The sequence below is a fragment of the Alteromonas sp. HB246098 genome, assembly GCF_054890645.1.
The window spans coordinates 65,287-91,062 of record NZ_JBTZUG010000002.1 but is presented as its reverse complement, the minus strand read 5'-3'; the positions used below and the strand labels follow the sequence as shown (position 1 = coordinate 91,062).

The following is a 25,776-nucleotide window of genomic DNA, read 5'->3' as shown; positions in this document are numbered from 1 at the left end:
TAAAACGCTAGATAGCAGGCGCTAAACCAAGGCTCTGTTGCAAATAAGGTAGTGCATCTTTAGATGTTAGCTACTTAAAATTTATGAGAGCCTATAGTTGGCACTGCCAGCAACCCCAATTAAATCAGCGAGAGATAGCGAGTTCATGAGCAAAGTTTCATTAGAGAAGGATAAAATCCGAATTTTGTTGTTGGAAGGTGTTCACCAAAGTGCTTTGGAAACACTACAAAGCAATGGGTATAGCAACATTGAATTTCTCAAAACCTCTCTTCCTGAAGATGAGTTAATTGAGAAGATTAAAGACGCCCACTTTGTTGGTATTCGTTCACGTACACAGATTACCGAGAAAGTAGTTGATGCGGCACAAAAGCTTGTTGCTATTGGTTGTTTCTGCATTGGTACCAACCAGGTAAACCTTGAAGCTACGCAGCGCCGTGGTATTCCCGTTTTTAACGCGCCTTTTTCTAATACTCGCTCGGTTGCAGAACTTGTTCTTGGGCAAATTATTCTTTTGCTTCGTCAAGTGCCTAGCAAAAACGCCAAAGCTCACCGCGGTGAATGGGAGAAGACCGCAGTAGGTTCGTACGAAGCTCGCGGAAAAACCTTAGGTATTATCGGCTATGGCCACATAGGTACACAGCTTAGTATTCTAGCTGAGCACCTTGGTATGCGCGTTCAATTTTTCGATATCGAAGACAAGCTAGTGCTGGGTAACTCAGCTCAGGTGAAGTCGCTTGAAAAGCTACTTAATACCTCTGATGTGGTATCACTACACGTTCCCGAAACGCCGCAAACCCAAGATATGATTGGCGAAAAAGAACTGTCTCAAATGAAAAAAGGCAGCATTCTTATTAACGCATCTCGCGGTACTGTGGTTGATATTGACGCACTGGCTAAGGCGCTGGAAAGTGGCCATCTTAACGGCGCAGCAATTGATGTATTCCCAGTAGAGCCTAAGTCTAATACTGAAGAGTTTGAATCGCCGCTTCGCGCGTTCGACAACGTTATTCTTACTCCTCACGTAGGCGGAAGCACACAGGAAGCGCAAGAAAACATTGGTATTGAAGTAGCGGGTAAGTTAGCAAAATACAGCGATAACGGCTCTACGTTGTCGGCAGTTAACTTCCCTGAAGTATCACTGCCTGAACACACTGGTCGTTCGCGTTTGCTTCACGTACACAAAAACCAGCCAGGTATTCTTACGCAAATCAACAAAGCTTTTGCGGAAAAAGACATCAACATTGAAGCTCAGTATCTACAAACTAACTCTGAAATTGGTTATGTGGTAGTGGATGTTAAAGAAGATCGCGGCTATGAAGCACTAGCGGAACTTCAGCAAATTGACGGCACTATTAAGACCAGAATCCTTCATTAAACAAACGTTTAATCAAACGCTTGCTTGATATTTAGTTAAAAAAACGCTGCAACAATGCAGCGTTTTTTGTATCTGTATTTTTGTTTCACTCAGTAACCCTTTTATTCCGTGCCTGTTCCAACACTACTATGGCGCAGAAAAGAATTACCTACGTAAAGCATTAAACCGCCTCAACGTACAGTTGAGCAGTCAAGGCGCTTCAGCAAAGTTTAGAAGAAGTTGTAAACTAGGCTTACAGCAGTTTCTGTATCAAGTTTTTCTACATCTTCATCAACGTTAGTGTTGTGGTCAAGTTTGAAAGAAAGACGCATAGAAAGATTTCCGCTAATGGTAGCAGTAAGAGCAGATTCAGCACGTGACTTCGTGTTGTCAGAACCCACTTCAGTACTCACGGTTTGCGTGAATTTAGCAGTGTCAGAAATTTTCCAAGAATACGCTGACGATGCACGAACAATCATGCTATCAAGATTTTCATCTTCTTGTGTTTCAATGAACGAGTAACCAGGACCAATTGAATATTCTAGAGTGTGGCGATCATTCTCTAGCACTTTTTGGTTCCAACCCGCTGCTACCGTTGCTTGATAGTTAAAGTTGCTAAAGCGGTCGTCTTCATAAGATGCGAAGGCAAATAGACGGTTATCAGGGTTTTCTAGCTTATAGTTACCCTGCGCCGAGCCAAAGAATTTTTGTGCAGATGTATACTCAACGTCTTCGCCATTATCATCTTCTGTAGTTTCTTTTTTGTATAGACCTTCAAGGGCGTAGTCATTGCTCCAATTTTCTAGCTCTTGGTGTGCAGTAATACCCGCGCTGATTGAAGTCGTCTCAGTGTTACCTGATGTAGATATGAAGCCAAGCTCCCCTTCCATTGTGAAAGGTTTTACTTCTTTACCTTGAGCGAATACGGCAGGAGAAAGAGAAATTGCAATTAAAGATGCAAGCACTTGCTTTTTCATTGAACAATCCTATTGATTATCGGTCCATTAGTTGTACACGACACCTTAAGTACTGCAAGGCGGTACAACACGAGTTTTAAAAGAGGTCTGCTAAATAGCGTTACAAAATAAGCTGACGCTACAAACAATGGTGCGCAGTGTACATTTTCAACGCTCTCAGTCAATCCACCCGCGGTAAAAAGCCGATATTAAGCCCTAAATTTACACTAATTGACTAAAAAAACTGATAGACCAATGCTACAGATGTCTCTGTGCTTAACGCTGCAACATCTTCAGGGGTGTCGGTTTCATGGCTTAATATGAAAGATAGCTTCATCGCTAAAGAGCCGAATACGTTAGCTGAAAGCGAGGTTTCTGAGCGGGACTTAGTATTTTCTTCGCCGGCTTCAGCGCTCACGAATTGACGAAGTTTGGCACCTGAGCTCCAGTGGTATTTGTACTCGGCAGATGCGCGTACTATTACCCCATCATTGACAATAGTATCACTGTCTTCTTCTGCTTCGATAAAGGTATAACCAGGCCCTACACTATAACGAAACTCACTGTCTTCGTTTCGCCAAACCCGCTGAGACCAACCCGCAGCTAATGAAGCTCGGTGCTCATACCCTGTGAATTTATCATCTTCATAATCGCCGTACATAAAAAGACGGCGTCCAGGGGTAAGTAATTTATAGTCGAATTGCGCGCTGGAAAAAAAGCGCTGTGCGCTTACGTCGCGCTCTGTGGTAGGCGTACCGCTTTCTTTGTAGAGCAGCTCAGCAAAATAAACACTGCTCCAGTTTTCGGTTTCATGGTCGGCGTTCACTGCCGCTTTCACACTTGCAGCAGACGTATTACCTGTATTGAGAAGAACACCTAGTTCTCCATCTAATGTAAAACGGGGAATTTCGTCATCGGCGTCAGGAGTAAAATCGGCGTGATAAAGGGTCTCAATAAGATCTCTTGCATGTGCTGAGAAACACATACCGATGCAAATAGCACCTACAACTACATGTGGCCGGAAGATTTTTGTGAACATAATCTGATTTTACGTTGAGCTTTTTAGTTATTAGATTACGTCTAAATGAGACGCTTATAATACCAATCCTCTGGGAAAGCTTTACTGTGTTTTACAGTATATCAGCGCTGTAACAGCATTGAGGCACTGAAAGCTTAGTGAATAAGCGAGACAATTTTTGCTGTTTCTTGTTCAGCATATTCAATTGAATTACTTATCACTTCCATATCGAGACTTACTGTATTGGCTATCTCAGGCGTAAAAAGTTCAATGTCAGCATAACTTTCTTTATCAAGTTGACTAAGCGTTATACGACTAGCAAGAGCAAGGACACAAATATCAACATCAGAAGCGTACTTAGCTTCTTCGTTCATAAATGATATCGGATAGTACAAACCAATAGGCAAGTGCCACTTTTCCAATATGATACCGCTACAATGTGCAAACGTAAAACCGAAGTGGGCTAACTGTTCGATATGTGGCAACTCGCTTTTTTGAGCCTGACGGTAATCGTCATAACGCTTAGGTTCTTTCTTAGCGATAATGAGCTCACTTAGATTCTGAAGGATTCCCATTACAAAAAACCGTTCAGCGCCACGAATATTAAATCGCATTGCTAAGCTCTTTGCCACCATGCCGCAATAAACAGAAGCATGCCAGTGCTTGTCTAAATCAATTAACAATGTATCGAAGTGCTTAAAAGCAGTGGTTGCCGTTTCAGCAATGACTAAATTATAAAGCGCTTCGCCACCTATTACGTTAATCGCTTTTGTCAAAGACGCGATTTGAGAGGGAAAACGAAAAAGTGAACTGTTGGCTAGCCGTAAAACTTTTGCAGTCAGAGAAGGATCCGCACTAACTAACACAGCAATATCTTCGATACTAGAACGAGGATCATCTAGGGTTGAACGCAAGCGAACGCATATATCGGGTAACGTAAACGATTTCGCGGCATACGAAACATACTTATCTAACGGCATCAAAAAATTCTCTAACTTTTTTAACTTTTTTCTGGCGGCTCATTGAAAAGAGAAAACTGTTCAGTTGACTCTTCACTTTTAAGCTCTTGCACTTTGCGTAACTTCGCCATTACTGCTTTTTTACGTCTTACACACGCACTGATTATTTTTCGTTTTGTCGCATCATCAACTTTAAGCCAATAGAGGCGTTCATCTCGACTTCTGTAACAGCCTTTACAAAACCCTCTTGGACCAGACTCGCAGACGCCAATACATGGGCTTGGAATTTCGAAGAATTCAAGCTGTTGGGACTGCGCTTTAGGGTCCTTCATCTCAGGCGTGCCACCTTAATTAATAAGCGTTAAGCGCTGAAGTAGTCAGCGCTTCTTTAAATTAAAACGTATACCCGCAAATCTAGCCACTAGACATTAGCAGTAATATAATACATAAAGTGCACAAATGCGCGAACTCGCCGTGGCTACATGGCAGTCTTAGCATAGCATGAATATCAATCTACAAGCGTATATTCAATGGTTGAAACCACCCTCACTTTCTTTATGTGTGGATGGTGACTGTCGCGACTAGAAATACTGAACTGCCCTTGGTTGGCCCGTTTAATTTTACCCAATGTACTTTTTGAATCTTTGGCAAACTTTTCCGCCACCTCTCGTGCATTAAGCGTAGCCTCTTCTATCATTCCAGGCTTAACTTCATTTAAACGAGTAAACACATAATCGGGTTGAGCGCGATAGCTTTGTTCAGATAGGACAATTCCGGTTTTAATAAGCTCTCCAATCTGCTGCATAAGCTCCCGCACCTTTTCAACCTCATTGGAAAAGACAGTTACAGTTTGAATTGCGCTATAGCGAAATGGCGCTTTTTCACCACTTCCATACTGCTGTGCTAGCTTGTCATTTATTTCGGGCTTTCCAATAGTAATGCTCTCAGCTGGAATACCTTTCTCTTCTAAAAAGCTAGCCACTTGAAGGCTGTTTTTCTCGATATGGTCATATAGTTGAGGTAGGTCGTTGCCTGCATCGACAAACTGGATAGGCCAAATGACTTGATCAGCGATGTACTCTCGCTCTGATAACCCTTTCACCGTGACCACCCTATCCCACGTTTGCATATTGTTCATGGCAGAAGACACCTGAATACCAAGTAAGGACACTGCTACCACCATACCCAACGCCATTACTAACGCCGCACCTATTTTCATTTAACGCTCCGTTCTGTCTACTGTGCTTTCACCTAACCCTTATGGTATAAGCGAATATAAGCTTTTCGGTTTTACAAAACGAGATAAATGCTGACCAAAGGTGGCAAAAAAAGGCCACTCTAATGAGTGGCCTAAAGAGCCCCTTAAGAGGGCAACGCTTGGGTAGACGGGAGAGTTAACCTTTACGTTTTAGCAAATAGTAAAATACGGGAGTAAGAATTAAGCCGAAGAAAGTGACGCCTATCATTCCAGAGAATACCGCAACGCCCATGGCTTGACGCATTTCTGCACCCGCTCCGGTAGAGATAACCATAGGCAATACCCCCATGATAAAGGCAATTGATGTCATCAAAATTGGACGTAAACGTAAGCGGCTTGCTTCTTTAATTGCCGAAAGCGCATCCATCCCGCTGTCCTGCAGCTCTTTAGCAAACTCGACAATAAGAATGGCGTTCTTTGTAGCAAGACCGACCAATACAATTAGACCAATTTGGGTAAAGATATTGTTGTCTCCACCGTAAATCTGAACACCAATAAGGGCGCTCAATAAGGTCATAGGAACAATCAATATAATTGCCAGTGGTAAACGAAGACTTTCATACTGTGCAGCTAGTACTAAGAACACGAGAAGCACAACCAGTGGGAAAACGAAAGCTGATGCATTACCGGCTAATATTTGCTGGTAGGTCAACTCTGTCCACTCGTAGGTCATACCTAGGGGCAGGGTTTCAGCCAAAATCTCTTCAATGGCCGCTTTCGCTTGGTCTGACGAATAGCCAGGCGCTGGAGCACCATTAATTTCGGCGGTAACGTAGCCATTGTAGTGCATCACTCGGTCTGGACCGGCGCTATGTTGAACGTCTAGGAATGAACCTAGCGGTATCATTTCACCTTGGCTATTTCTGATTTTAAACTGGGTTATGTCCCCTATCTCTTGACGATATTGAGCATCAGCCTGCACATTCACTTGGTATGTACGACCAAACAAGTTGAAATCATTTACATAAAGCGAACCTAAGTAAGCTTGCATCGTGGTAAACAAGGTATCGATGTTTACCCCTTGGCTCACTGCTTTTTCACGATCTACGTCTACATCAAGTTGTGGCACTGCTACAGTGAAGCTTGTGAATGAACCTGTTAGCGCTGGGTGGGCCCATGCTTTACCAATCACTTCTTGGGTTACACGCTCTAGCTCTTCAAAACCTAAATTTCCTCTGTCTTCCACTTGCAAACGGAAGCCACCTATAGTGCCTAGCCCCATCACTGGAGGCGGCGGGAAAATAGCGACATAGGCTCCTTTAATCGAGCCAAACTGCTGATTAAGTTTTGCAGCGATGGCGCCTGCAGATAACTCGGGTGACTGTCTTTCACTAAAAGGCTTAAGCGGCGTAAATAAAATTCCAGAACTTGGACTATTAGTAAAACCGTTAATATTTAAGCCAGGAAACGCTACGGCATCTGACACGCCTGGGTGTTCCATCGCAATGCGAGACATTTCTCGAATCACTTCTTCCGTTCTGTCTAAACTCGCTGCATTAGGAAGTTGCGCGAAAGCCACCAAATATTGCTTATCTTGACCTGGAACATAGCCCGTAGGTGTAGTGGCAAACTGGTTATAAGTGAGCGCAATAAGGCCTGCATATAACACAAGTACAATGCCGCTTTTACGAATTAACCCGCCTACTGCGCCCGTGTACTGCTTTGACCCGCGCTCAAAAACACGGTTGAAAGGCGCAAAAACAAAGCGACCGAATACTTTATCCATACCGCGCGTAAGCCAATCGTTTGCTTTACCGTGAGGCTTCAATAGCAGAGCAGATAAAGCAGGACTCAGTGTTAACGAGTTAATTGCAGATATTACCGTTGAAATAGTGATAGTAAGTGCAAACTGTTTATAGAACTGCCCCGTTAAACCGCTCATGAAAGCAGTAGGGATAAATACAGCAGCTAGCACCAAGGTTGTCGCAATGATTGGCCCTGTCACTTCTTTCATAGCCTGAACAGTAGCGTCAAATGGCGATTTACCTTCGGCAATATTTCGCTCTACGTTTTCCACTACAACGATGGCATCGTCTACAACAATACCAATCGCTAACACTAAGCCAAATAAAGACAGCGCATTAAGAGAAAAGCCCATCAACTGCATAAAGGCGAATGTTCCTACCAGTGAAATAGGTACTGCCACTAATGGTATGATGGATGCTCGCCAAGTTTGAAGAAACAGTACAACTACAAGAACAACAAGTAATACCGCTTCTAAAAGCGTGTTTACCACGGCTTCAATCGAGCCTCTTACAAACACAGTAGGGTCGTAAACAATGTCGTACTCTAAGCCATCGGGAAACACCTTCGAAAGCTCTGCCATGCGCGAACGCACGTCGTCTGATATTTGTATGGCGTTTGAACCTGGCGCTTGGAATATTGGAATTGCTGCAGCTGGGTTGTTATTTAGCAGCGATCTTAAGGCGTAATTATTTGCCCCAAGCTCGACGCGAGCCACGTCTTTAAGTCGGGTAATCTCGCCATTTTCGCCTGACTTAACGATGATATTTTCAAATTCCGCTTCGTCTTTTAAACGACCACGTACATTTATAAGTAGCTGAAATTCACTGGTGCCTGTTGGCTGCGCACCAAGACTACCTGCCGCAGCCTGCTGGTTCTGATCGGCAATAGCCGCTGCTACATCACCAGGGTTTAATTGAAGCGCTGCAAGCTTGTTAGGATCTAGCCATACTCGCATGCTGAACTCGCCAGCACCGAACAGGCGTACCTGCCCTACTCCATTTATTCGAGCTAGTTCATCTTTTACAAACTGGTCGGCATAGTTTGAAAGATACAGCATGTCATAACGATTATCGGGCGACGTTAAATGCACCACCATGGTTAAATCTGGTGATGATTTTTCGGTAACCACGCCTAAGCGCTGCACTTCTTGAGGTAAGCGTGGCGTAGCGCGATTCACACGATTTTGTACCAGCGTCGTTGCTTCATCTGGGTCGGTGCCAATCGCAAACGTAACTGTTAAGGTCATGCGGCCGTCGCTGGTAGCTTGAGAAGACATATACAGCATATCTTCAACACCGTTAATTTCTTGTTCTAACGGCGTAGCGACTGTCTCAGCAATAACTTCAGGGTTAGCGCCAGGGTAATTCGCGGTTACCACAACAGTAGGCGGCACCACTTCAGGGTATTCAGTGATGGGCAGTTGCCAAACAGCGATGGCACCGCCGATGAAAATAAGTAGGGAAAGCACGCCCGCAAAAATCGGGCGGCTAATGAAAAACTGCGAGATATTCATTACTTAAGACCTGCCGTTGCTGTACCTGAGGTAAATGAACCACCAGATAAAACATCTTCATACTGCGCCATGTTTTGGGTTACTTGAGTAGCGTTATCAACACGTGACTGCCAGTTGGATAAGTTTGCAAGCGCATCTTCATCACCCATGGGAACTTTATTTGCTGCAACTTGTGCACCAGGGCGCACACGCTGTAGGCCATCAACTACAATAGTGTCGTTAGCATGTAGGCCGCTTGTGATAATGCGCATGCTGCCAACTTTGTCACCGAGCTTCACTGCACGGTATTCCACTTTATTTTTGTCGTTAACCACTAATACAAATTTATTATTAAGGTCTGTGCCAATGGCTTTTTCTTTAATTAGAATGCCTTGTTCTTCGGTATCACCTGCCAACTTTAGATGTGCAAACAAACCAGGGATTAAGCGCCCCTCTTCATTATTAAAAACCGCGCGAACTCGCAATGTCCCTGTGTTGCCGTTAACTTGATTGTCGATAAAATCGATTTGCCCCCAATGGTTGTACTCAGACTCATTAGCAAGGCGCATCGCTACTGGCTGGTCGCTTACCGCCGTTGACACAGTTTTATCGCTGTTGACGTAATTAAGATAGGTCTGCTCATCTATATCGAAATACGCATACAAACGGTCAGTGGATACAATACGGGTTAGCTCTGTTTGTCCTGCAGTAACAAAGTTACCCTCTGTAATATTGGCCCGGGATACACGCCCAGAGATTGGCGCTTCAACTCGGGCAAAACCACGATTTAAGCGCGCGACTTCAAGCGCAGCTTGGGTTTGGTTTAAGCTTGCTAGCGCTTGATTTTTTTCGGCCAATCGGGCGTCTAGCACTTCTTCAGATACCGCTTGGGTTTCGCGCAACTTAAATGCGCGGTTGTAGTTTTGCTCGGCCAGTTTCACGCGGCTCTTCGCTTCTTCAAGCTGAGCGGTTAGGCGATTTACTTCAGCTTTAAAAGAACGGTTATCGATTAAAAATAAGGTTTGCCCTTGCTCAACGTATTCACCTTCATCAAACGCGACAAAGTCGATATAGCCCGATACGCGAGGTCGAAGTGCAACAATGTGCGGCGATTCTAAACGGCCTGTGAAATTATCCCACTCGGTTAAACGTTGTGTCACCACAGTAGCCACATCAACAGGAACACCTGCATTTGCGTTAGCGCTCATTGATTGACTTGGATCCTGCTCGTCACCACCGCATGCAGCGACTAGCGCAGTTAGGCTGACTATTGCCAATAAACGGGTAAAAGTATTCATTGCAAGATTCTCTAAAAAATTAAACTAAAGTTTGATGCCGCGCATTATGCATATGCGAAAAGAATAAAAATAATTATATTTTTATATGCAACACATCACATGATGTTATATATTTGAATTCGAGCTTAGAGAGAAGACAGCGGAGAGAACGATGCGTCCACATGATTTAAATTTATTGATGATTTTTGATGCCATCATGACTGAGGGTGCCATTACCCGAGCGGCTGACAGGTTATCAATGACGCAACCGGCGGTCTCTAATGCGCTATCTCGGATGCGCACCGCTTGGAACGATGAATTGTTTGTTAAAGATGGGCGTGGTATTCAGCCTACATCTTTCGCCAAAAATCTTTGGAGTCAAATACAAGGCCCTCTAGGCGAGCTTGAAGTGGCCGTGAACCCGACTGACTTCGACCCTGCAACAGCTAAACGTACTTTTCGTATTGCAGCTACTGACAGCATTGTGTCTATGGTGTGGGGCCCGCTGCGCAAAGTTATTGAGAACGAGGCGCCTGGTATTAATATCCATGCCATTCCTAATTACGATATGGAAACGGACAAAATACTTAAAGATGCCGAAGCCGAACTGACTTTCTCTAAATACCAAGAGCCTGGCTCAGTTATTCGTGCTGAACATGTCCTAGACCCAAGCTGGGTGGTGGTAATGCGTCCCGACCATCCTTTAGCCAAATCTCAACTAACGTTAGAAGACTTTGTAGCGGCCGATCACCTTCTGGTTTCTGTTACAGGCGATGTGACGGGTCCCACAGATCAAGTGCTGGCAAATTTAGGCCTTAAGCGCCGTGTAGCCATGTCCGTAAACCAATTTTATAACGCCACACCGCTATTAAAAGAAAGTAACCTTATTTGTGTTGCGCCTTCATTGGTCATGGAAAAGGAAATCTTCTCTGGAGAGTTAGCGGTATTTGAAACACCTGTAGAAATCATTAGCTCTCCTCTATCTATCATGTGGCATAAACGCCAAGACCAGGACGCTGGTTTGCAGTGGCTTAGGGGGCTGGTTGTGAAGTTCATTCGCGAGCGTGTGCAGCGCCATGAAATGCTGCTCTCTCAATGCTGCCGTAAAGCGTACTGCGCCGACACCGTTAAACGCTTTATGGATCAGCGAAATATGGACTGTGAGGAATTTAAGCCCGCACACTTAAAAACACCGAGCAACGATGAAGCAGCAAAAATCATAGCAGGGAAAGAAACTGCTTAAGTTGTTGTTACTCATTATCTAACGAGCAACCAAGCGCGGCTAACCATGCAAGCGCATCATTTTCAGAGTCACTGAAATAGCATGCTAAGTTGGCCGCTGCATATACGCGTTCAAACTGGCTTTTAACCAAAGCAGGTATGTCAGCATCGCTAGTAACAAAAGCACAAGCTTGCATACCGTATTGCTTTCTAAGGCGCACAGATTCAATTAAAGCTTGTTCGGCATCGGGCGTTAAAATACCCACACCTTGTACGAAAATCAGAAATCCCCAAGGCTGTCCACCTAGAGGTAAGGCGAGTTTTTTGACATCTTCGTGATAGTGTTGAAAAAGCGCTTTTGTTACCACACCCTTTCCATCTAGGCGAATAATGTTTCCTTTAAGTTCAACGCTGTATTCCCCAAACTTCGATTGTACTTTAATTGGGTCTTTAATCTTTGCTGACATCTACCACCACTTCTTTTTTCCTGCGCCTTACTTATATTTTCGGATTGGGCATTGAAATAAAAGTGTAGTACAAAAAAACCCGCTTAAAAGCGGGTTTTTAAAGTATTTTCAAAAGAAGCTAATTTACTTCTTTTTCTTCGCTTTAGGGTTTGGCAGGTCAGTAATGCTTCCTTCGAAGATTTCAGACGCAAGACCAATAGACTCATTAAGCGTTGGGTGAGCGTGGATAGTCAATGCTACATCTTCAGCATCAGCACCCATTTCAATAGCTAGGCCAATTTCACCAAGCATTTCGCCCGCGTTTGTACCAACCATTGCGCCACCGATAACACGGCCCGTTTCTTTTTCGAAGATCATCTTGGTCATACCGTTAGTTGCATCAGATGCAATTGCACGACCTGAAGCAGCCCATGGGAACGTTGCTGTTTCGTAGCTTACGCCCTGCTCTTTCGCTTCTTTTTCAGTTAGACCAACCCAAGCTACTTCTGGCTCAGTGTACGCTACTGAAGGAATAGCACGTGGGTCGAAGTAGTGCTTCTGTCCAGCAATAACTTCTGCTGCAACGTGACCTTCGTGAACCGCTTTGTGCGCAAGCATTGGCTGACCTACAAGGTCGCCGATTGCAAAGATGTGGTCAACATTAGTACGCATTTGCTTATCAACGTTGATGAAGCCACGCTCGTCAACGTTTACGCCAGCAGCTTCAGCGCCAACTAGCTTGCCATTTGGCTTACGACCAACAGCAACAAGTACTTTGTCGTAGCGCACTGGTTCAGCAGGTGCGTTCTTACCTTCAAATGTTACGTACAAGCCATCGTCTTTTGCTTCAACCGCAGTCACTTTGGTTTCAAGCATAATGTTAAACTTGTCTTTGTAGTCTTTCATGAATACTTTCATGATGTCTTTGTCAGCTGCTGGAATTAGCTGATCTAAGAATTCAACTACATCAATGTTCGAGCCAAGTGCTTCGTACACAGTACCCATTTCTAGACCGATGATACCACCGCCTAGAACTAGCATTTTCTCTGGAATGTCTTTCATTTCCAGCGCGCCAGTTGAGTCGATTACACGGTCATCTTCTGGGATGAACGGTAGGCTTACTGGCTCAGAACCCGCAGCGATAATCGCTTTTTCAAAAGTAATAGTAGTAACGTCGTCACCATTTTTTACTTCTAGGGTGTTTGCGCCTGTAAATTTGCCGAAGCCTTGTACATGCTTGGTTTTACGCATTTTAGACATACCGCTAAGGCCGTTTGTTAACTGCTTAACAACGCCATCTTTGTATTCACGGATTTTGTCTAAATCGATGGTAGGCTCGCCGAAAGATACACCGTGGCTAGCTAGGTGTTTCGCTTCTTTCATCACTTTTGCAACGTGAAGAAGGGCTTTTGAAGGGATACAGCCAACGTTAAGACAAACACCACCAAGCGTGTCGCGTGAGTCTACGATAACTGTTTCAATACCTAAGTCAGCCGCACGGAATGCTGCTGAATAACCGCCAGGGCCGCCGCCCAGTACCACCAATTGCGTTTTAATTTCGCTCATTGTGAACCTCAATCCTGTTCTTGTAGGGTCATGCTATTACTTTTGTGTAATAGCATAACCTAAATGCCATCAAATGGGCTTATAAAATCGTCGAAAATGTTACTGATATTGTAATATTTTTCGACCTTTTATTTAAAGTATGATTCTGCGCAAGTCAGTTAGGTTTGCAGCAACCTCAGTAGAGAATCTTGCACCTACCGCACCATCGATTACTCGGTGGTCGTATGACAGGCTTAGCGGCACCATTAAGCGCGGCTCAAACTCTTTACCATTCCACTTAGGCTTCATCTCAGACTTAGACACACCTAATATGGCGACTTCCGGTGCATTTACAATAGGCGTAAACGCCGTACCACCAATACCACCTAGGCTAGAGATGGTGAACGTACCACCCTGCATGTCAGCCGCTTTCAGCTTGCCTTCACGGGCTTTCTTAGATGTTTCGATAAGCTCTTGAGACAGCTGCTCAATACCTTTCTTATTCACGTCACGAATAACAGGTACAACAAGGCCTCCCGGTGTTTCAACCGCAATACCAATGTTGATAAATTTCTTAATGATTAAGCTCTCGCCATCATCAGACAGTGATGAGTTGAATACTTCGTATTTCTCAAGGGCTTTCGCTACCGCTTTCATTACGAATACTAGTGGCGTGATCTTAAGACCAGACTTAATTTTCGCGTGGTAAGCGTTTTGCTCTTTACGGAATTCTTCAACTTCAGTGATATCTGCTTCGTCGAACTGCGTAACGTGAGGAATAGTTGCCCAGTTACGGTGTAAGAACGGACCAGAAATTTTCTGAATACGAGATAACGGCTGCTCTTCAATTTCACCAAACTTGCTGTGATCAACAGGTTTAACTGGCACGATTTGCAGTACGTTGTCGCCTACTGGTGCGCTGCCAGAAGCGGCTGCTGTGCGAGGTTTCGCAAGCTCAGCTTTCACGTAAGCTTGAACGTCTTCTTTCAAGATACGGTTTTTAGGGCCAGAGCCGCTAACTTGAGTCAGGTCTACACCGAACTCACGAGCAATACGGCGAACCGAAGGTGAAGCATGTGCTTTACCTGTATTCTTAGCTTCTGGCGCTGGCGGCACAGGAGAACGGCCTTGAGAGGCTTCTTGCTGTGACGCTTGTTTAGGTGCTTCTTGCTTAGGCGCTTCAGCAGGCTTTTCCGCTTTAGGTGCAGATGGTGCCTGTTCAGATGAGCCACCGCTAGTTTCTAGCTTAACAACTAATGTGCCTTGCTTAACTTTATCGCCTGTTTTGATAAAGACTTCTTTAATGGTACCTGCGTGCGTTGAAGGTACATCCATGGTGGCTTTATCAGTTTCTAGCGTGATAAGACCGTCTTCTTTTTCAACGGTATCGCCAGCTGATACAAGCACATCGATAACGTCAACTTCACCGTCTTCACCAATGTCAGGCACGGCTACTTCAATGGTTTCGCTACTTGCAGACGCCGCAGGAGCTGACTCTTGGTTTTCGCTTTCCTGCGCAGCCGGTGCAGATGCTTCAGAAGAGGCTTCGCTAGACGCCGACTCACTTGAAGACGAACCTGAGCCCGCTACTTCAAGCTTAATAACAACTGTGCCTTCTTTCACTTTATCGCCAGTGCTGATAAATACTTCTTTCACCGTACCTGCGTGTGTTGAAGGTACGTCCATCGTTGCTTTATCGGTTTCAAGGGTAATAAGACCATCTTCTTTTTCGATGGTGTCGCCCGCTGAAACCAATACGTCGATAACGTCAACTTCGTCGTCAGAACCGATGTCCGGTACTGCGACTTCAATCACTTCGCTGCCGCCAGACGCAGCTGGTGCTGCCTCTGACTTGCTGTCTTCTTTTGGTGCTTCTTCTTGCTTAGGCGCTTCTTCTTGTGAAGCGTTGTCTGAAGATGACTCTTCAGCAGCGCTATCACCGGCACTATCGCCACCTGCAACTTTCATTTCACCAATCACATCGCCTTCTTTGATTTTATCGCCTACTGATACAGACAGGCTTACAATCTCACCTTCAAATGGTGCTGGGATGTCCATTGACGCCTTGTCACTTTCTACAGTAACAACGCCTTCATCGGCTTCGATGTTGTCGCCTACGGCAACACATAGCTCGATAACTTCAACTTCGTCACCGCCTACATCGGGTACGATAATCTTTTGAATATCTGACATATGTAAAATACCTTATCTGGCTTACGCGTAAAGTGGGTTAAGTTTTTCAGCGTTAATATCAAAACGCTTAATGGCTTCCGCTACCACTTTCTTCTCAACGTCGCCGCGCTGAGCCAATTCGTAAAGTGATGCAACCACAATGTATGACGCATTAACTTCAAAGTGAGTACGCAAGTTTTCACGGCTATCACTTCGACCGAAACCGTCTGTACCTAGGCAGCGGTATTCAGTTTCAATGAACGCGCGTACTTGGTCTGAGTAGTTCTTCACATAGTCAGTGGCAGAAATCGCAGGACCTGCATCCTTCGTGATTACCTGACCAATGTAAGGTACTTTTTGCTCAGCTTCTGGATTTAGCATGTTCCAACGCGCAACGTCTTGACCTTCACGGGCTAGCTCGTTGAATGAGGTCACAGAGTAAACGTCAGAAGACACGTTGTAGTCTTCACACAGAATCTGTGCCGCTTTACGTACTTCGTTTAAGATAGTACCTGAGCCCATTAGCTGTACGTTAAGCTTAGACTTGTCGTTTTCAACGCGCTCAAGCTTGTAAATACCTTTAATGATTTGCTCAGCAACATCATCACCTTCTGGCATTGCAGGGTGCTGATAGTTCTCGTTCATTAGTGTTAGGTAATAGAAGATATTTTCGTTGTTACCGTACATGCGACGCAAACCGTCTTGAACAATAACCGCTACTTCATAACCGTACGTTGGATCGTAAGTAATACAGTTAGGAATTAGGTTCGCCTGAACGTGTGAATGACCGTCTTGGTGCTGTAGACCTTCACCGTTAAGCGTAGTTCTACCTGCTGTTGCACCCAGTAGGAAACCACGTGCTTGGCTATCACCCGCTGCCCATGCAAGGTCACCAACACGTTGGAAACCAAACATTGAGTAGTAAATGTAGAACGGAATAGTGGTTGCGTTACACGTTGAGTACGACGTACCTGACGCTACCCACGATGCCATTGCACCTAGCTCGTTAATACCTTCCTGCAGTACCTGACCTTTCTTATCTTCACGATAGTAAGCCACCTGATCTGCATCTTGAGGAACGTATTTCTGACCTTCGTTGGCGTAAATACCTACCTGACGGAACAAGCCTTCCATACCGAATGTACGGGCTTCATCAGGAATAATTGGTACAACACGCTTACCGATTTTCTTATCTTTCAACAATGCGTTAAGTACACGTACAAACGTCATGGTTGAGGATACTTGACGGTCGCCAGAACCTTTTAAAATAGCATCGAATGCGCTTAGTTCTGGAACTTCTAATTGCTCTTCGGCCTGTTCGCGGCGAGAAGGCAGGTAACCACCTAGCGCTTCACGACGTGCGCGAAGGTATTTCATTTCTTCGCTGTCTTCGTCGAACTTGAAGTATGGTAGTTCTTCAATTTTCTCATCAGCTACTGGAATGTTGAAACGGTCGCGGAACTGTTTGATTGATTCAACGTCCATTTTCTTCACGTTGTGCGCTACGTTTTGCGCTTCACCTGAAGAACCTAGACCGAAACCTTTAACCGTTTTAGCAAGGATTACTGTTGGGCGACCTTTGGTATCGATGGCTTTTTGATAAGCTGCAAATACTTTAACTGGGTCGTGACCACCACGGTTCAAGCGCCAGATGTCATCATCAGACATATTTGCTACAAGCGCCGCTGTTTCAGGGTACTTGTTGAAGAAGTTCTCACGAGTGTACTTACCGCCTTTGGCTTTACAGTTCTGGTATTCACCGTCTACTGTTTCACCCATAAGCTGAATCAGCTTGCCAGATTTATCACGAGCTAGTAGTTCATCCCAGTAACTACCCCAGATTACTTTCACTACTTCCCAGCCTGCGCCGCGGAACGTACCTTCAAGTTCTTGGATAATTTTGCCGTTACCACGTACCGGGCCGTCTAGGCGCTGTAGGTTACAGTTGATAACGAACGTTAGGTTGTCTAGGCCTTCACGAGAAGCAAGACCAATTGCACCCAAGCTCTCTGGCTCATCACACTCACCATCACCCATGTAGCAGTATACGCGCTGACCTGAACAGTCTTTAATACCACGGTTAGTTAGGTACTTAAGGAAGCGTGCTGTATAGATAGCTTGAAGTGGACCAAGACCCATAGATACGGTTGGGAACTGCCAGTAGTCTTTCATCAAGTGAGGGTGTGGGTAAGATGATAGACCATCGCCAGCACACTCTTGACGGAAGTTATTTAACTGCTCTTCAGTTAGGTTACCTTCCATGAAAGAACGCGCATAGATACCCGGAGAAATATGGCCCTGAGCGAAAATAAAGTCGCCGCCTTGGTTTTCATTGGGCGCTTTAAAGAAGTGGTTGAAGCCTACATCGTAAAGCATAGCCGATGATGCGAAGCTACCAATGTGGCCACCAAGCTCTAGGTCTTTTTTCGATGCACGCAATACAATCATTAGTGCGTTCCAACGAATAGCGGCACGGATGCGCGCTTCGATGGTCAAGTCGCCAGGCATTTTTGGCTCTTGCGCTGCAGGGATAGTATTGATGTAGGCAGTAGTAGCGTCATACGGTAAATGCGCTCCGCTGCGACGTGCTTTATCAATAAGTTTTTCGAGTAAATAGTGGGCGCGTTCTACGCCTTCCTCTTCTAAAACCGACTCAAGCGCATCAATCCACTCTTTAGTTTCTTGAGGATCTACATCTTGGTGCATCATATCAGACATGGTGCCATCCTATTTTTTGCTTATATAGAAAATCCTCCCTTAGCATTGCCTCTATCTTAAAGGCGCTAAAAGAAGGAAAACTAAATTACGTTGTACTCACAGTGACCCAATCTGGCTCACCTGCTTTTGCAGTGGCACAGGAAAAACCTGACCGGCCTCTGCGAATGAATAGCTAACTAGCCCTTATTACGAGGGTAAGACTAGGTAACTAAATCTCTAATCGTCGCAATGCGCGCTGCACGCGGGTATCGCGTTGATTAATGGTTAATAGCGTTTTTTCAATAAACGCTAAATGCGTGTTACATGCCTGGCGGGCAGCTTCAGGGTCGCGAGAAGCAATAGCTTCTACAATTTCACGACGCTGCTTAGCGATGTCTTCCACCGCTTCAGGGTGCGCAGCCAGCATGTCAAAGTTCCGTTCAATATTGTCTACCAGCATGCTTTGCATGGTGCTCATTACGTGTAACAGCACCATGTTATGTGATGCTCTTGCCATAATGATGTAGAACTTTCCTAGCGCCTCGGCTTGAGCACGTTTACTTTCATGTGCTTTGGGCTTAGGTACGTCATTTAATGCTTGCTTCAATGCTTCATAGTCTTCAGGTTGACCACGAAGTGCCGCGTAATATGCCGCCATCCCTTCAAGGGCATGACGAAATTCAAGCAAATCGAATTGAGTTTCAGGGCGCTGGCTTACAAGGTCCATCAGCGGATCTTTCATGGCTGAATTCAGGTTGCGATTTACGAAGGTACCGCCGCCTTGCTTACGCTCTACCAGACCGCGCGCTTGCAAATTACCAATAGCTTCTCTTAACGAGGGACGTGACACATCAAACTCAAGCGCTAGCTCTCTTTCTGGCGGTAACTTTTGACCGGCCAATAGCGTACCGTCGAGTATCATTGACTCGAGTTGTTCGGTAATTACATCAGAGAGTTTTTTTCGCTGCTGACGCATGCGCTCAACGTATCCTTTTATTTTTACCAATGCTGCTATAAGAGCGGTGAATGTAAAAAATAATCATGGAAAATTTAAACACAAACACAATTGGTAATACCATTTTACCTATCTAGTTTAAGGCAGATCGATTTCGAGGTAAATACTCTCAAGCATAGCAAAGCCTATGCTATTTGCCGGGTGTTAAGCTTTATTGTTGAATTTGTTAAGAAAAGTATTCGCTTGCGAACTGGTCTGATGAGAAGCGGATAGGATATTAGGTTAAGCAAAGCGCCTGATCTACATACAATTAATAAATAGACCAAACGCTCCAATAAGTAAGATACTTTAGTAAATGTTAAAAATAATGATTATGCCAAGCTTCCCACAAGGGTAAGCGCTGCCGTTATAACAAGTAGAAAAATAACATTACGTTTTGCTAACTTTACTAGCACTTGGGGTTCAACCGCTGCATTTTCGGCCTGTAACTGCTGTTCGTCAGGGGTTAGCACCTCGGCTTTCGAGGAAATTTGCGTCAGCACATCGTAGGCAGGAACATCGAACTGAAGCGCGTGTTTTAACCATTCAGGTAACGCTCTTGAGAAGTGCCCCATCATCAACATGCCAAAGGCGGTCACGCGAACAGGGATATAGTCGAGAGCGAACATCAACCTACCCGCAGCAGCTTTTAAAGGGTGATTAGCGTCACACAGAGCCTCAGTGGTGCTTCTACTCAGGCAGTAAAACAGTGCGCCTGGGGCGCCAAATGCAATAAACCATAGCATCACTGCTGCGTAGTGCTGGTAGTTAAGCCAAGTAAGGTGCTGGCCAAAACTTTTACCTTCAGTGCCCGCACTGCCGTCGCTTTCAGTTTGACTTGCACAATGGCCCAGCTGGTCGGTGTACATACTACAAGCCTGAAGGTCTCCTCGGTCGGCGGCGTTCAAGAAGTTTTTATAAATGCTTCTTAAGACTGGGCAGCCAATGCATATGAACAGCACTAAACTTTGCTCAATAAAGGTAAGGAATGCGCCAAGCAACCAGTACTCGATAGCACCTAGCACAAGTGCGGGAAGTAAAAGGTAAAAATAAAGCGCAGTAGACGATTCCTTCTTATCCTTATCCTTTCCTTCCTCATCCGTTTCTTGGAACTTGATTAACCCTTTATTTTGGAGAAAAGCTCGATATTGCGCGGCATATCTTTCAATATGCCAATTCGGTGTTTTTGTTATCAGTCGTTCAAGACTAAGAACTAACAACAGACTCATTAACATCATAGGTATTGCATTCCTTTTTCTCAGCTTCCTAGGTCGAGTAGTGTCCTATAACCCAGTCACGCGCATTCTGTATCTTGCCCAATCGAAAGCAACACCGGGATCTGTTTTACGCCCCGGCGCAATGTCATTATGACCTACAATACGCCCTAAAGTGATCCGAGGATAGTGTCGTGTAATAAAATCAGTGAGCTCGCCAAGCGCTTTATACTGCGCATCGGTAAAAGGCAGTGTATCGGTGCCTTCCAGTTCAATACCAATAGCATAATCGTTGCAGCGACTGCGGCCCTGGAAGCTTGAAAGGCCCGCGTGCCACGCCCTCTGTTCAAAGGGAACAAATTGTTCTATTTCACCCGTTCGATAAATCACACAATGGGCGGAGACTCGCAAACCAGATATCTCTTGATAAAAAGGATGATCGTCTGGGTTGAGCTTGCCGGTAAACAATTGTCGAATACCTGGCGTACCAAACTGTGACGGCGGCAGTGAAATATTATGTATCACTAAAAGACTGACATCGGTATCGTCAGGGCGGTCATCATAATGCGGACTTTGGGTGTACTTCGCTTTGTTATAAAGCACCATAGAATTTGCTTCGGTAATTGATTTTCTGTTTTATAGCCTACATTGTATAAGGATATAAGTGTATAGGGTTATAAGCGCTACATGCCGGTGCTAACTCAATATTTTATGCCACTGCTGTAATCGGCAGCCTTTATAAAAGCATGATTGGTAAACAGTGCCTCTCTGTTATTCGTAAGGCAGTTATCAATAAGGTAAAAACATGAATGAACAACAGGACCCGACAACATCAGCGGGTAAATGGATGGTTGCCCTTGCATGGATTTGCGGTTTCGGTTTACTTGTTTTTGTCTTCTCTGACTTACTTGAAAAACAAATAAACCCGAACAGCGAACCCACATCAGAGCGTATTGGTTCACAGACTGAGGTACGCCTTAAGCAAAATCGCCAAGGGCATTATGTAACAACAGGTTATATCAACGGTGAGGAAGTGGTATTTCTTGTTGATACGGGTGCCACTGATGTAGCAGTTCCCGCACACTTAGCCAACAAACTCCAACTAAAAGCTGGGCGAGAAGGTTTAGCCAGCACTGCCAATGGCGTAGTGAGGGTTGCCGAATCAACAATTGACACATTACGCATTGGCGAAATTGTTGTGCGTAATGTAGACGCAAACTTAAACCCCGGTATGCAAGATGACCATATACTGCTAGGAATGAGTGTTCTTCGCCAATTAGAGTTTACTCAGCGCGGAGAATGGTTAATATTGCGTACCCTTTGAATATATAAATAGCATAGATAAAAGCGATGAAAATGACATCACCAGATATGCAGGCGATCCGAGAGCAAGTATCAAACGCGCTTGTAGAAGATCTTGGCGGCGAGTTAAATGCTGCAAACGATATTACCGCAAACCTGATAGATGAGAGCGTTACTGCAAAAGCGACCATTATTACTCGCGAGCCTTGTGTAGTTTGCGGAATTGCTTGGGCGAATCAAGCATTTGCGCTTATTGACGAGTCAGTGTCGCTAACCTGGCATGTAAAAGATGGCGACAAGGTTGAAGCTGACACGGTATTAGTGAGTTTGGAAGGCTCTGCTCGCGCTATATTAACCGCCGAACGTACAGCGCTTAACTTTCTCCAGACACTTTCTTCAACGGCTACAGTGACGGCTTTTTATGCCAAATTTCTAGCTGGCTCTAACACTAAAATTTTAGACACCCGCAAAACTTTACCGGGTCTGCGCTACGCGCAGAAATACGCAGTACGTTGTGGCGGCGGTCAAAACCATCGCGTAGGTTTGTTCGATGCATTTCTAATTAAAGAAAACCACATTTTTTCTTGCGGAAATATCGAAAAAGCTGTGAGTCGAGCGAAAACCATGATGCCTGGCAAGCCAGTTGAAGTAGAGGTAGAGAACCTAGCTGAGCTTGAGCAAGCCCTTTCGGCGGGCGCTGACATTGTCATGCTGGATAATTTTTCTAACGAACAGATCCAACAGGCAGTAGCGCTTAATAAAGGCCAATGTAAACTGGAAGTATCAGGAAACATTACTGATGAACGACTGGCATCACTTGCACAACTAGGTGTAGATTACATTTCATCTGGCGCCTTAACCAAACATGTTCAGGCGATTGATTTGTCGCTTCGAATTACTCTGTCGTAGTAGCGCAGTTTATAAGGCGTTTTAATCAGCTAACTTGGTGTCAACACCTTAGTTAGCCGCTAAGCAAAAAGCGTGAGTTGTAGTATGATCAAAGATACTAGAACTCACGAATATCCCCAGTTATTTCTCGTCATGTTTTTCTGTGTATAGAGTGATATACGTAGATAAGTCATTAACTTTTATACGAAAGTACAAGTGATCGCGCCTGCCATAGCGCAGCTATCCATGTCATACTGCAAAAGCTAGACATACGTATATTTGCCTATACTTGTCAGTGACAAATAAAATTCTATACTGAGTAACAAGTACCAGGGGCGTTGAAAAGGACGACTCGGGTATAAACGTCAATTTGAATTAGATTTTAAACTTTACGTGTTATACACGTCCCGGAGAAAAACCATGATGAACATGAATAACAAAAACCAAAAAGGTTTCACACTAATCGAACTAATGATTGTTGTAGCAATCATCGGTATTCTTGCTGCAATCGCGTTGCCTGCTTATCAGAACTACACGCAGAAAGCGAAGTTTACTGAAGTAACCAACGCTACTGCTGCTGCAAAGACTGCGGTTGAGATTTGCGCGCAGACACTTGGTACAGTGACAGGTTGCACTAGTGACACTAATGGCGTGCCTAAAGATGTTACAGCTGGCGCAGACATCGTTGGTGTTACCACGTTGAACGGTAAAATTACTGCAACGGCGTCAACAAACTCCAAGATTACTGACGACTCTGGCAATGCTGCGACATTTGTACTTGACCCTACGTTTTCAAACGGTCGTGTGACTTGGGATTCGACATGTACTCCTGGCTCACTTTGCTAATCTGTTTTTTATAAAACAAGCCCAGTTAATTCTGGGCTTTTTTCTATATATTAGAACCACACACGAGAGAAAAATATGGCGAAGGCAGCTATAGTATTTACTTGGCAAGGAAAAGATCGCCACGGGCAAGCTCGAAAAGGCGAAATTTCTGCCACCTCGCTATCGGAAGCAAAAAACCTCCTTCGCCGCCAAGGTATTTCTGCGAATAAGGTAAAAAAGTTAGCCAAGCCGTTATTTGGTGGCGCAAAAAAAATAAAACCCGCTGATATTTCTGTTATCTCCCGTCAAATCGCGACTATGTTGGCTGCAGGTGTGACCCTTATCCAATCTCTTGAAATGATTGCACAAGGCCATGCGAATCCGTCAATGCGGAAATTACTGGGTGAAATAACTGAAGAAGTCAAATCGGGTAATCCACTATCTTCAGCACTGCGAAAACACCCCCTTTATTTTGACGACTTATATTGTGATTTAGTGTATACGGGCGAGCAGTCTGGTGCGCTGGAAACCATCTACGACCGAATTGCGACATACAAGGAAAAAGCTGAAGCACTAAAATCAAAGATCAAAAAAGCGATGTTTTACCCTATCGCGGTTTTGGTTGTTGCTTTTATTGTTACAACTATCCTTCTTATTTTTGTCGTACCTCAGTTTGAAGAAATATTTAGCAGCTTTGGCGCTGAACTCCCAGCGTTTACTCTGTTTGTACTCGCTATTTCGCGTTTTGTACAAGACTACGGTATTTTTATTGCCATGGGCGTGGCAGCCGCAGGCTTTATGTTTGTTCGTGCACACAGACGGAGCCAAAAACTGCGCGATAGCGTAGACCGTAACATTTTGAAAATTCCGGTTATTGGTGAAATACTTAAAAAAGCCAGTATTGCCCGCTTTACCCGCACCCTTGCAACTACCTTTGCGGCAGGTGTTCCGCTAATAGGGGCTCTTGAATCTGCCGCGGGAGCCTCCGGTAATGCGGTTTATCGTGATGCCATTTTGTATATACGTAAAGAAGTGGCAGGAGGTATGCCTATGCATGTGGCCATGCGTGCTACCCAGGTGTTCCCTGATATGGTGACGCAAATGATTGCCATTGGTGAAGAGTCAGGCGCCGTTGACGAAATGCTGAGCAAAATTGCCACCATTTACGAAGCAGAAGTTGACGACATGGTAGATGGTTTAACCAGCTTGCTAGAACCTATGATCATGGCCGTACTAGGCGTAGTTATCGGAGGCTTGATTGTGGCCATGTACTTACCTATATTCGAAATGGGTAACGTGGTATAACTTGCACGTATTGCTAGCTTTGTGATTATTAGTTTTACGATTGCTAGCTTTAAAAACACTAACGACTTGGGCTACGCTTTTAGTGGCGCCTGTAAATAAGGTTTAAAACCCGAATTTTTCCAACCACTATTATAACTAAAAGACCTGCACTTCATGGACGCCATAATAACGCTTAGTCAGCTCTACCCTGCTGTATTTTACTCTCTTGTTTTTTTCGTAAGCTTAATGGTGGGAAGCTTCCTAAACGTAGTGATTTACCGCCTGCCTATTATGATGGAGCGCAGCTGGCAGCAAGAGTATGAAAGCTATTTTAGTGATGGCGCAAGTGGCGGCGAAAATGACGGCACCACTATATCTGCCGATGATAAGCCCCCGCTAACCACAGATACATTTAACCTAGTAAAACCAGATAGCACCTGCCCGAGCTGCGGTCACAAAATTCGCGCGTGGGAAAATATCCCGGTTATCAGCTATCTATTTCTCAAAGGCAAATGTGGCAAATGCAAAGTAGGTATTTCAATACGCTATCCGCTTGTTGAGCTATTCACTGCCATTGCCTGTACCTTCGCTGCGTATCAGTTTGGCGTGACTTCCCAGGCAGTGTGGGTGGTAATCTTCACCTATGTGCTTGTTGCGCTGCTGTTTATTGACTTAGATAAAATGTTGCTACCCGACCAGCTAACACTGCCTCTACTTTGGCTAGGCTTACTGTTAAGTACACAAAACATATTTGTTGGCACTACCGATGCCATTATCGGTGCTGCAGCCGGCTATTTAAGCTTATGGTCTGTTTACTGGCTATTTAAATTAGTTACAGGTAAGGAAGGCATGGGCTATGGCGATTTTAAACTGCTCGCTGCACTTGGGGCATTTACTGGCTGGCAAGGCTTGCCTGTTATCATCTTGTTGTCTTCATTTGTGGGTGCCATTGTAGGCATACTCATTATGGTCATTCAGAATAAAGGCAAATCGTTAGCAATTCCTTTTGGCCCCTATTTGGCCGTGGCAGGCTGGCTAACCCTACTTTACAAAGAAGAAATCATTACTGCCTATCTTAATGCAGTGCTATAAACCCAAGTGTTACTTAACCTCAAGTAACACTTTAAT

The 25,776-nt window shown here is 44.7% G+C and carries 21 protein-coding genes; 7 read left to right on the top strand and 14 right to left on the bottom strand.

Annotated features, from left to right (window positions below; all coding sequences use genetic code 11):
* The first annotated feature begins 145 nt into the window (after positions 1-145).
* On the top strand, positions 146-1,375 hold the full coding sequence (serA, locus tag ACYTPF_RS06305; RefSeq protein ID WP_269916858.1) for a phosphoglycerate dehydrogenase: 1,230 nt from the start codon (positions 146-148) through the stop codon (positions 1,373-1,375).
* 209 nt (positions 1,376-1,584) lie between these two features.
* Here the strand turns inward: serA and ACYTPF_RS06300 are convergent, their stop codons facing one another.
* From ACYTPF_RS06300 to ACYTPF_RS06270, 7 genes are all read right to left on the bottom strand, one after another.
* The gene (locus ACYTPF_RS06300; RefSeq protein ID WP_461851585.1) at positions 1,585-2,331 is read right to left on the bottom strand and encodes a DUF481 domain-containing protein; all 747 of its coding nucleotides are present in this window, start codon (positions 2,329-2,331) and stop codon (positions 1,585-1,587) included.
* A 214-nt stretch (positions 2,332-2,545) separates the two neighbouring features.
* Complete coding sequence (locus tag ACYTPF_RS06295) at positions 2,546-3,349, bottom strand: DUF481 domain-containing protein (RefSeq protein ID WP_461851584.1); 804 nt, start codon at positions 3,347-3,349, stop codon at positions 2,546-2,548.
* Positions 3,350-3,483: 134 nt separating this feature from the next.
* Entirely contained in the window at positions 3,484-4,308 is an 825-nt protein-coding gene (locus ACYTPF_RS06290; RefSeq protein ID WP_461851583.1) for an HDOD domain-containing protein, read from the bottom strand.
* A 20-nt stretch (positions 4,309-4,328) separates the two neighbouring features.
* Positions 4,329-4,619: a DUF1289 domain-containing protein gene (locus tag ACYTPF_RS06285; RefSeq protein ID WP_179984235.1), complete on the bottom strand. Its 291-nt coding sequence runs from the start codon at positions 4,617-4,619 to the stop codon at positions 4,329-4,331.
* 176 nt (positions 4,620-4,795) lie between these two features.
* Positions 4,796-5,506 (bottom strand): SIMPL domain-containing protein, encoded by a 711-nt coding sequence (locus ACYTPF_RS06280; protein ID WP_461851582.1) that lies wholly within the window; start codon positions 5,504-5,506, stop codon positions 4,796-4,798.
* A 175-nt stretch (positions 5,507-5,681) separates the two neighbouring features.
* A complete protein-coding gene (locus tag ACYTPF_RS06275; protein WP_461851581.1) occupies positions 5,682-8,804 on the bottom strand; it encodes an efflux RND transporter permease subunit in 3,123 nt (1,040 codons plus the stop codon).
* Positions 8,804-10,081, bottom strand: coding sequence for an efflux RND transporter periplasmic adaptor subunit (locus ACYTPF_RS06270; protein WP_461851580.1), 1,278 nt, complete (start codon positions 10,079-10,081; stop codon positions 8,804-8,806). The genes ACYTPF_RS06275 and ACYTPF_RS06270 overlap by 1 nt, the downstream gene beginning before the upstream one ends.
* Positions 10,082-10,232: 151 nt before the next feature.
* Here ACYTPF_RS06270 and ACYTPF_RS06265 point away from each other — a divergent pair, with 151 nt between their 5' ends.
* On the top strand, positions 10,233-11,303 hold the full coding sequence (locus tag ACYTPF_RS06265) for a LysR family transcriptional regulator (RefSeq protein ID WP_461851579.1): 1,071 nt from the start codon (positions 10,233-10,235) through the stop codon (positions 11,301-11,303).
* A 7-nt stretch (positions 11,304-11,310) separates the two neighbouring features.
* Here the strand turns inward: ACYTPF_RS06265 and ACYTPF_RS06260 are convergent, their stop codons facing one another.
* From ACYTPF_RS06260 to ampD, 7 genes are all read right to left on the bottom strand, one after another.
* Entirely contained in the window at positions 11,311-11,748 is a 438-nt protein-coding gene (locus ACYTPF_RS06260; protein ID WP_232091220.1) for a hypothetical protein, read from the bottom strand.
* A gap of 123 nt (positions 11,749-11,871) precedes the next feature.
* Positions 11,872-13,293 carry a dihydrolipoyl dehydrogenase gene (gene lpdA / locus ACYTPF_RS06255; RefSeq protein WP_136782031.1) on the bottom strand — a complete coding sequence of 474 codons (1,422 nt, stop codon included), beginning with the start codon at positions 13,291-13,293 and terminating at the stop codon, positions 11,872-11,874.
* A 132-nt stretch (positions 13,294-13,425) separates the two neighbouring features.
* Positions 13,426-15,465 carry a pyruvate dehydrogenase complex dihydrolipoyllysine-residue acetyltransferase gene (aceF, locus tag ACYTPF_RS06250; RefSeq protein ID WP_461851578.1) on the bottom strand — a complete coding sequence of 680 codons (2,040 nt, stop codon included), beginning with the start codon at positions 15,463-15,465 and terminating at the stop codon, positions 13,426-13,428.
* Positions 15,466-15,486: 21 nt separating this feature from the next.
* Positions 15,487-18,162, bottom strand: a complete 2,676-nt coding sequence (gene aceE, locus ACYTPF_RS06245; RefSeq protein ID WP_179984242.1) for a pyruvate dehydrogenase (acetyl-transferring), homodimeric type — start codon at positions 18,160-18,162, stop codon at positions 15,487-15,489.
* 208 nt (positions 18,163-18,370) lie between these two features.
* Positions 18,371-19,117: a pyruvate dehydrogenase complex transcriptional repressor PdhR gene (pdhR, locus tag ACYTPF_RS06240; RefSeq protein ID WP_020744112.1), complete on the bottom strand. Its 747-nt coding sequence runs from the start codon at positions 19,115-19,117 to the stop codon at positions 18,371-18,373.
* A 350-nt stretch (positions 19,118-19,467) separates the two neighbouring features.
* Positions 19,468-20,373, bottom strand: coding sequence for a beta-lactamase regulator AmpE (gene ampE, locus ACYTPF_RS06235; protein WP_461851577.1), 906 nt, complete (start codon positions 20,371-20,373; stop codon positions 19,468-19,470).
* Between the two features lie 45 nt (positions 20,374-20,418).
* Complete coding sequence (gene ampD, locus ACYTPF_RS06230; protein ID WP_461851576.1) at positions 20,419-20,955, bottom strand: 1,6-anhydro-N-acetylmuramyl-L-alanine amidase AmpD; 537 nt, start codon at positions 20,953-20,955, stop codon at positions 20,419-20,421.
* A 199-nt stretch (positions 20,956-21,154) separates the two neighbouring features.
* Here ampD and ACYTPF_RS06225 point away from each other — a divergent pair, with 199 nt between their 5' ends.
* The 5 genes from ACYTPF_RS06225 to ACYTPF_RS06205 all read left to right on the top strand — a co-directional run bounded on the left by ACYTPF_RS06225 (position 21,155) and on the right by ACYTPF_RS06205 (position 25,740).
* Positions 21,155-21,673 (top strand): retropepsin-like aspartic protease family protein, encoded by a 519-nt coding sequence (locus ACYTPF_RS06225; protein WP_269916845.1) that lies wholly within the window; start codon positions 21,155-21,157, stop codon positions 21,671-21,673.
* A 32-nt stretch (positions 21,674-21,705) separates the two neighbouring features.
* On the top strand, positions 21,706-22,560 hold the full coding sequence (gene nadC / locus ACYTPF_RS06220; protein WP_461851575.1) for a carboxylating nicotinate-nucleotide diphosphorylase: 855 nt from the start codon (positions 21,706-21,708) through the stop codon (positions 22,558-22,560).
* 399 nt (positions 22,561-22,959) lie between these two features.
* Positions 22,960-23,385: a pilin gene (locus ACYTPF_RS06215; protein WP_461851574.1), complete on the top strand. Its 426-nt coding sequence runs from the start codon at positions 22,960-22,962 to the stop codon at positions 23,383-23,385.
* A 75-nt stretch (positions 23,386-23,460) separates the two neighbouring features.
* Positions 23,461-24,669 (top strand): type II secretion system F family protein, encoded by a 1,209-nt coding sequence (locus ACYTPF_RS06210; RefSeq protein ID WP_461851573.1) that lies wholly within the window; start codon positions 23,461-23,463, stop codon positions 24,667-24,669.
* Positions 24,670-24,822: 153 nt separating this feature from the next.
* A complete protein-coding gene (locus ACYTPF_RS06205) occupies positions 24,823-25,740 on the top strand; it encodes a prepilin peptidase (protein ID WP_461851572.1) in 918 nt (305 codons plus the stop codon).
* Positions 25,741-25,776: the final 36 nt, after the last annotated feature.

Coding starts and splice junctions, on each gene's coding strand:
- serA (WP_269916858.1), top strand. CDS start 146: ATGAGCAAAGTTTCATTAGAGAAGGATAAAATCCGAATTTTGTTGTTG.
- ACYTPF_RS06300 (WP_461851585.1), bottom strand. CDS start 2,331: ATGAAAAAGCAAGTGCTTGCATCTTTAATTGCAATTTCTCTTTCTCCT.
- ACYTPF_RS06295 (WP_461851584.1), bottom strand. CDS start 3,349: ATGTTCACAAAAATCTTCCGGCCACATGTAGTTGTAGGTGCTATTTGC.
- ACYTPF_RS06290 (WP_461851583.1), bottom strand. CDS start 4,308: ATGCCGTTAGATAAGTATGTTTCGTATGCCGCGAAATCGTTTACGTTA.
- ACYTPF_RS06285 (WP_179984235.1), bottom strand. CDS start 4,619: ATGAAGGACCCTAAAGCGCAGTCCCAACAGCTTGAATTCTTCGAAATT.
- ACYTPF_RS06280 (WP_461851582.1), bottom strand. CDS start 5,506: ATGAAAATAGGTGCGGCGTTAGTAATGGCGTTGGGTATGGTGGTAGCA.
- ACYTPF_RS06275 (WP_461851581.1), bottom strand. CDS start 8,804: ATGAATATCTCGCAGTTTTTCATTAGCCGCCCGATTTTTGCGGGCGTG.
- ACYTPF_RS06270 (WP_461851580.1), bottom strand. CDS start 10,081: ATGAATACTTTTACCCGTTTATTGGCAATAGTCAGCCTAACTGCGCTA.
- ACYTPF_RS06265 (WP_461851579.1), top strand. CDS start 10,233: ATGCGTCCACATGATTTAAATTTATTGATGATTTTTGATGCCATCATG.
- ACYTPF_RS06260 (WP_232091220.1), bottom strand. CDS start 11,748: ATGTCAGCAAAGATTAAAGACCCAATTAAAGTACAATCGAAGTTTGGG.
- lpdA (WP_136782031.1), bottom strand. CDS start 13,293: ATGAGCGAAATTAAAACGCAATTGGTGGTACTGGGCGGCGGCCCTGGC.
- aceF (WP_461851578.1), bottom strand. CDS start 15,465: ATGTCAGATATTCAAAAGATTATCGTACCCGATGTAGGCGGTGACGAA.
- aceE (WP_179984242.1), bottom strand. CDS start 18,162: ATGTCTGATATGATGCACCAAGATGTAGATCCTCAAGAAACTAAAGAG.
- pdhR (WP_020744112.1), bottom strand. CDS start 19,117: ATGCGTCAGCAGCGAAAAAAACTCTCTGATGTAATTACCGAACAACTC.
- ampE (WP_461851577.1), bottom strand. CDS start 20,373: ATGATGTTAATGAGTCTGTTGTTAGTTCTTAGTCTTGAACGACTGATA.
- ampD (WP_461851576.1), bottom strand. CDS start 20,955: ATGGTGCTTTATAACAAAGCGAAGTACACCCAAAGTCCGCATTATGAT.
- ACYTPF_RS06225 (WP_269916845.1), top strand. CDS start 21,155: ATGAATGAACAACAGGACCCGACAACATCAGCGGGTAAATGGATGGTT.
- nadC (WP_461851575.1), top strand. CDS start 21,706: ATGACATCACCAGATATGCAGGCGATCCGAGAGCAAGTATCAAACGCG.
- ACYTPF_RS06215 (WP_461851574.1), top strand. CDS start 22,960: ATGATGAACATGAATAACAAAAACCAAAAAGGTTTCACACTAATCGAA.
- ACYTPF_RS06210 (WP_461851573.1), top strand. CDS start 23,461: ATGGCGAAGGCAGCTATAGTATTTACTTGGCAAGGAAAAGATCGCCAC.
- ACYTPF_RS06205 (WP_461851572.1), top strand. CDS start 24,823: ATGGACGCCATAATAACGCTTAGTCAGCTCTACCCTGCTGTATTTTAC.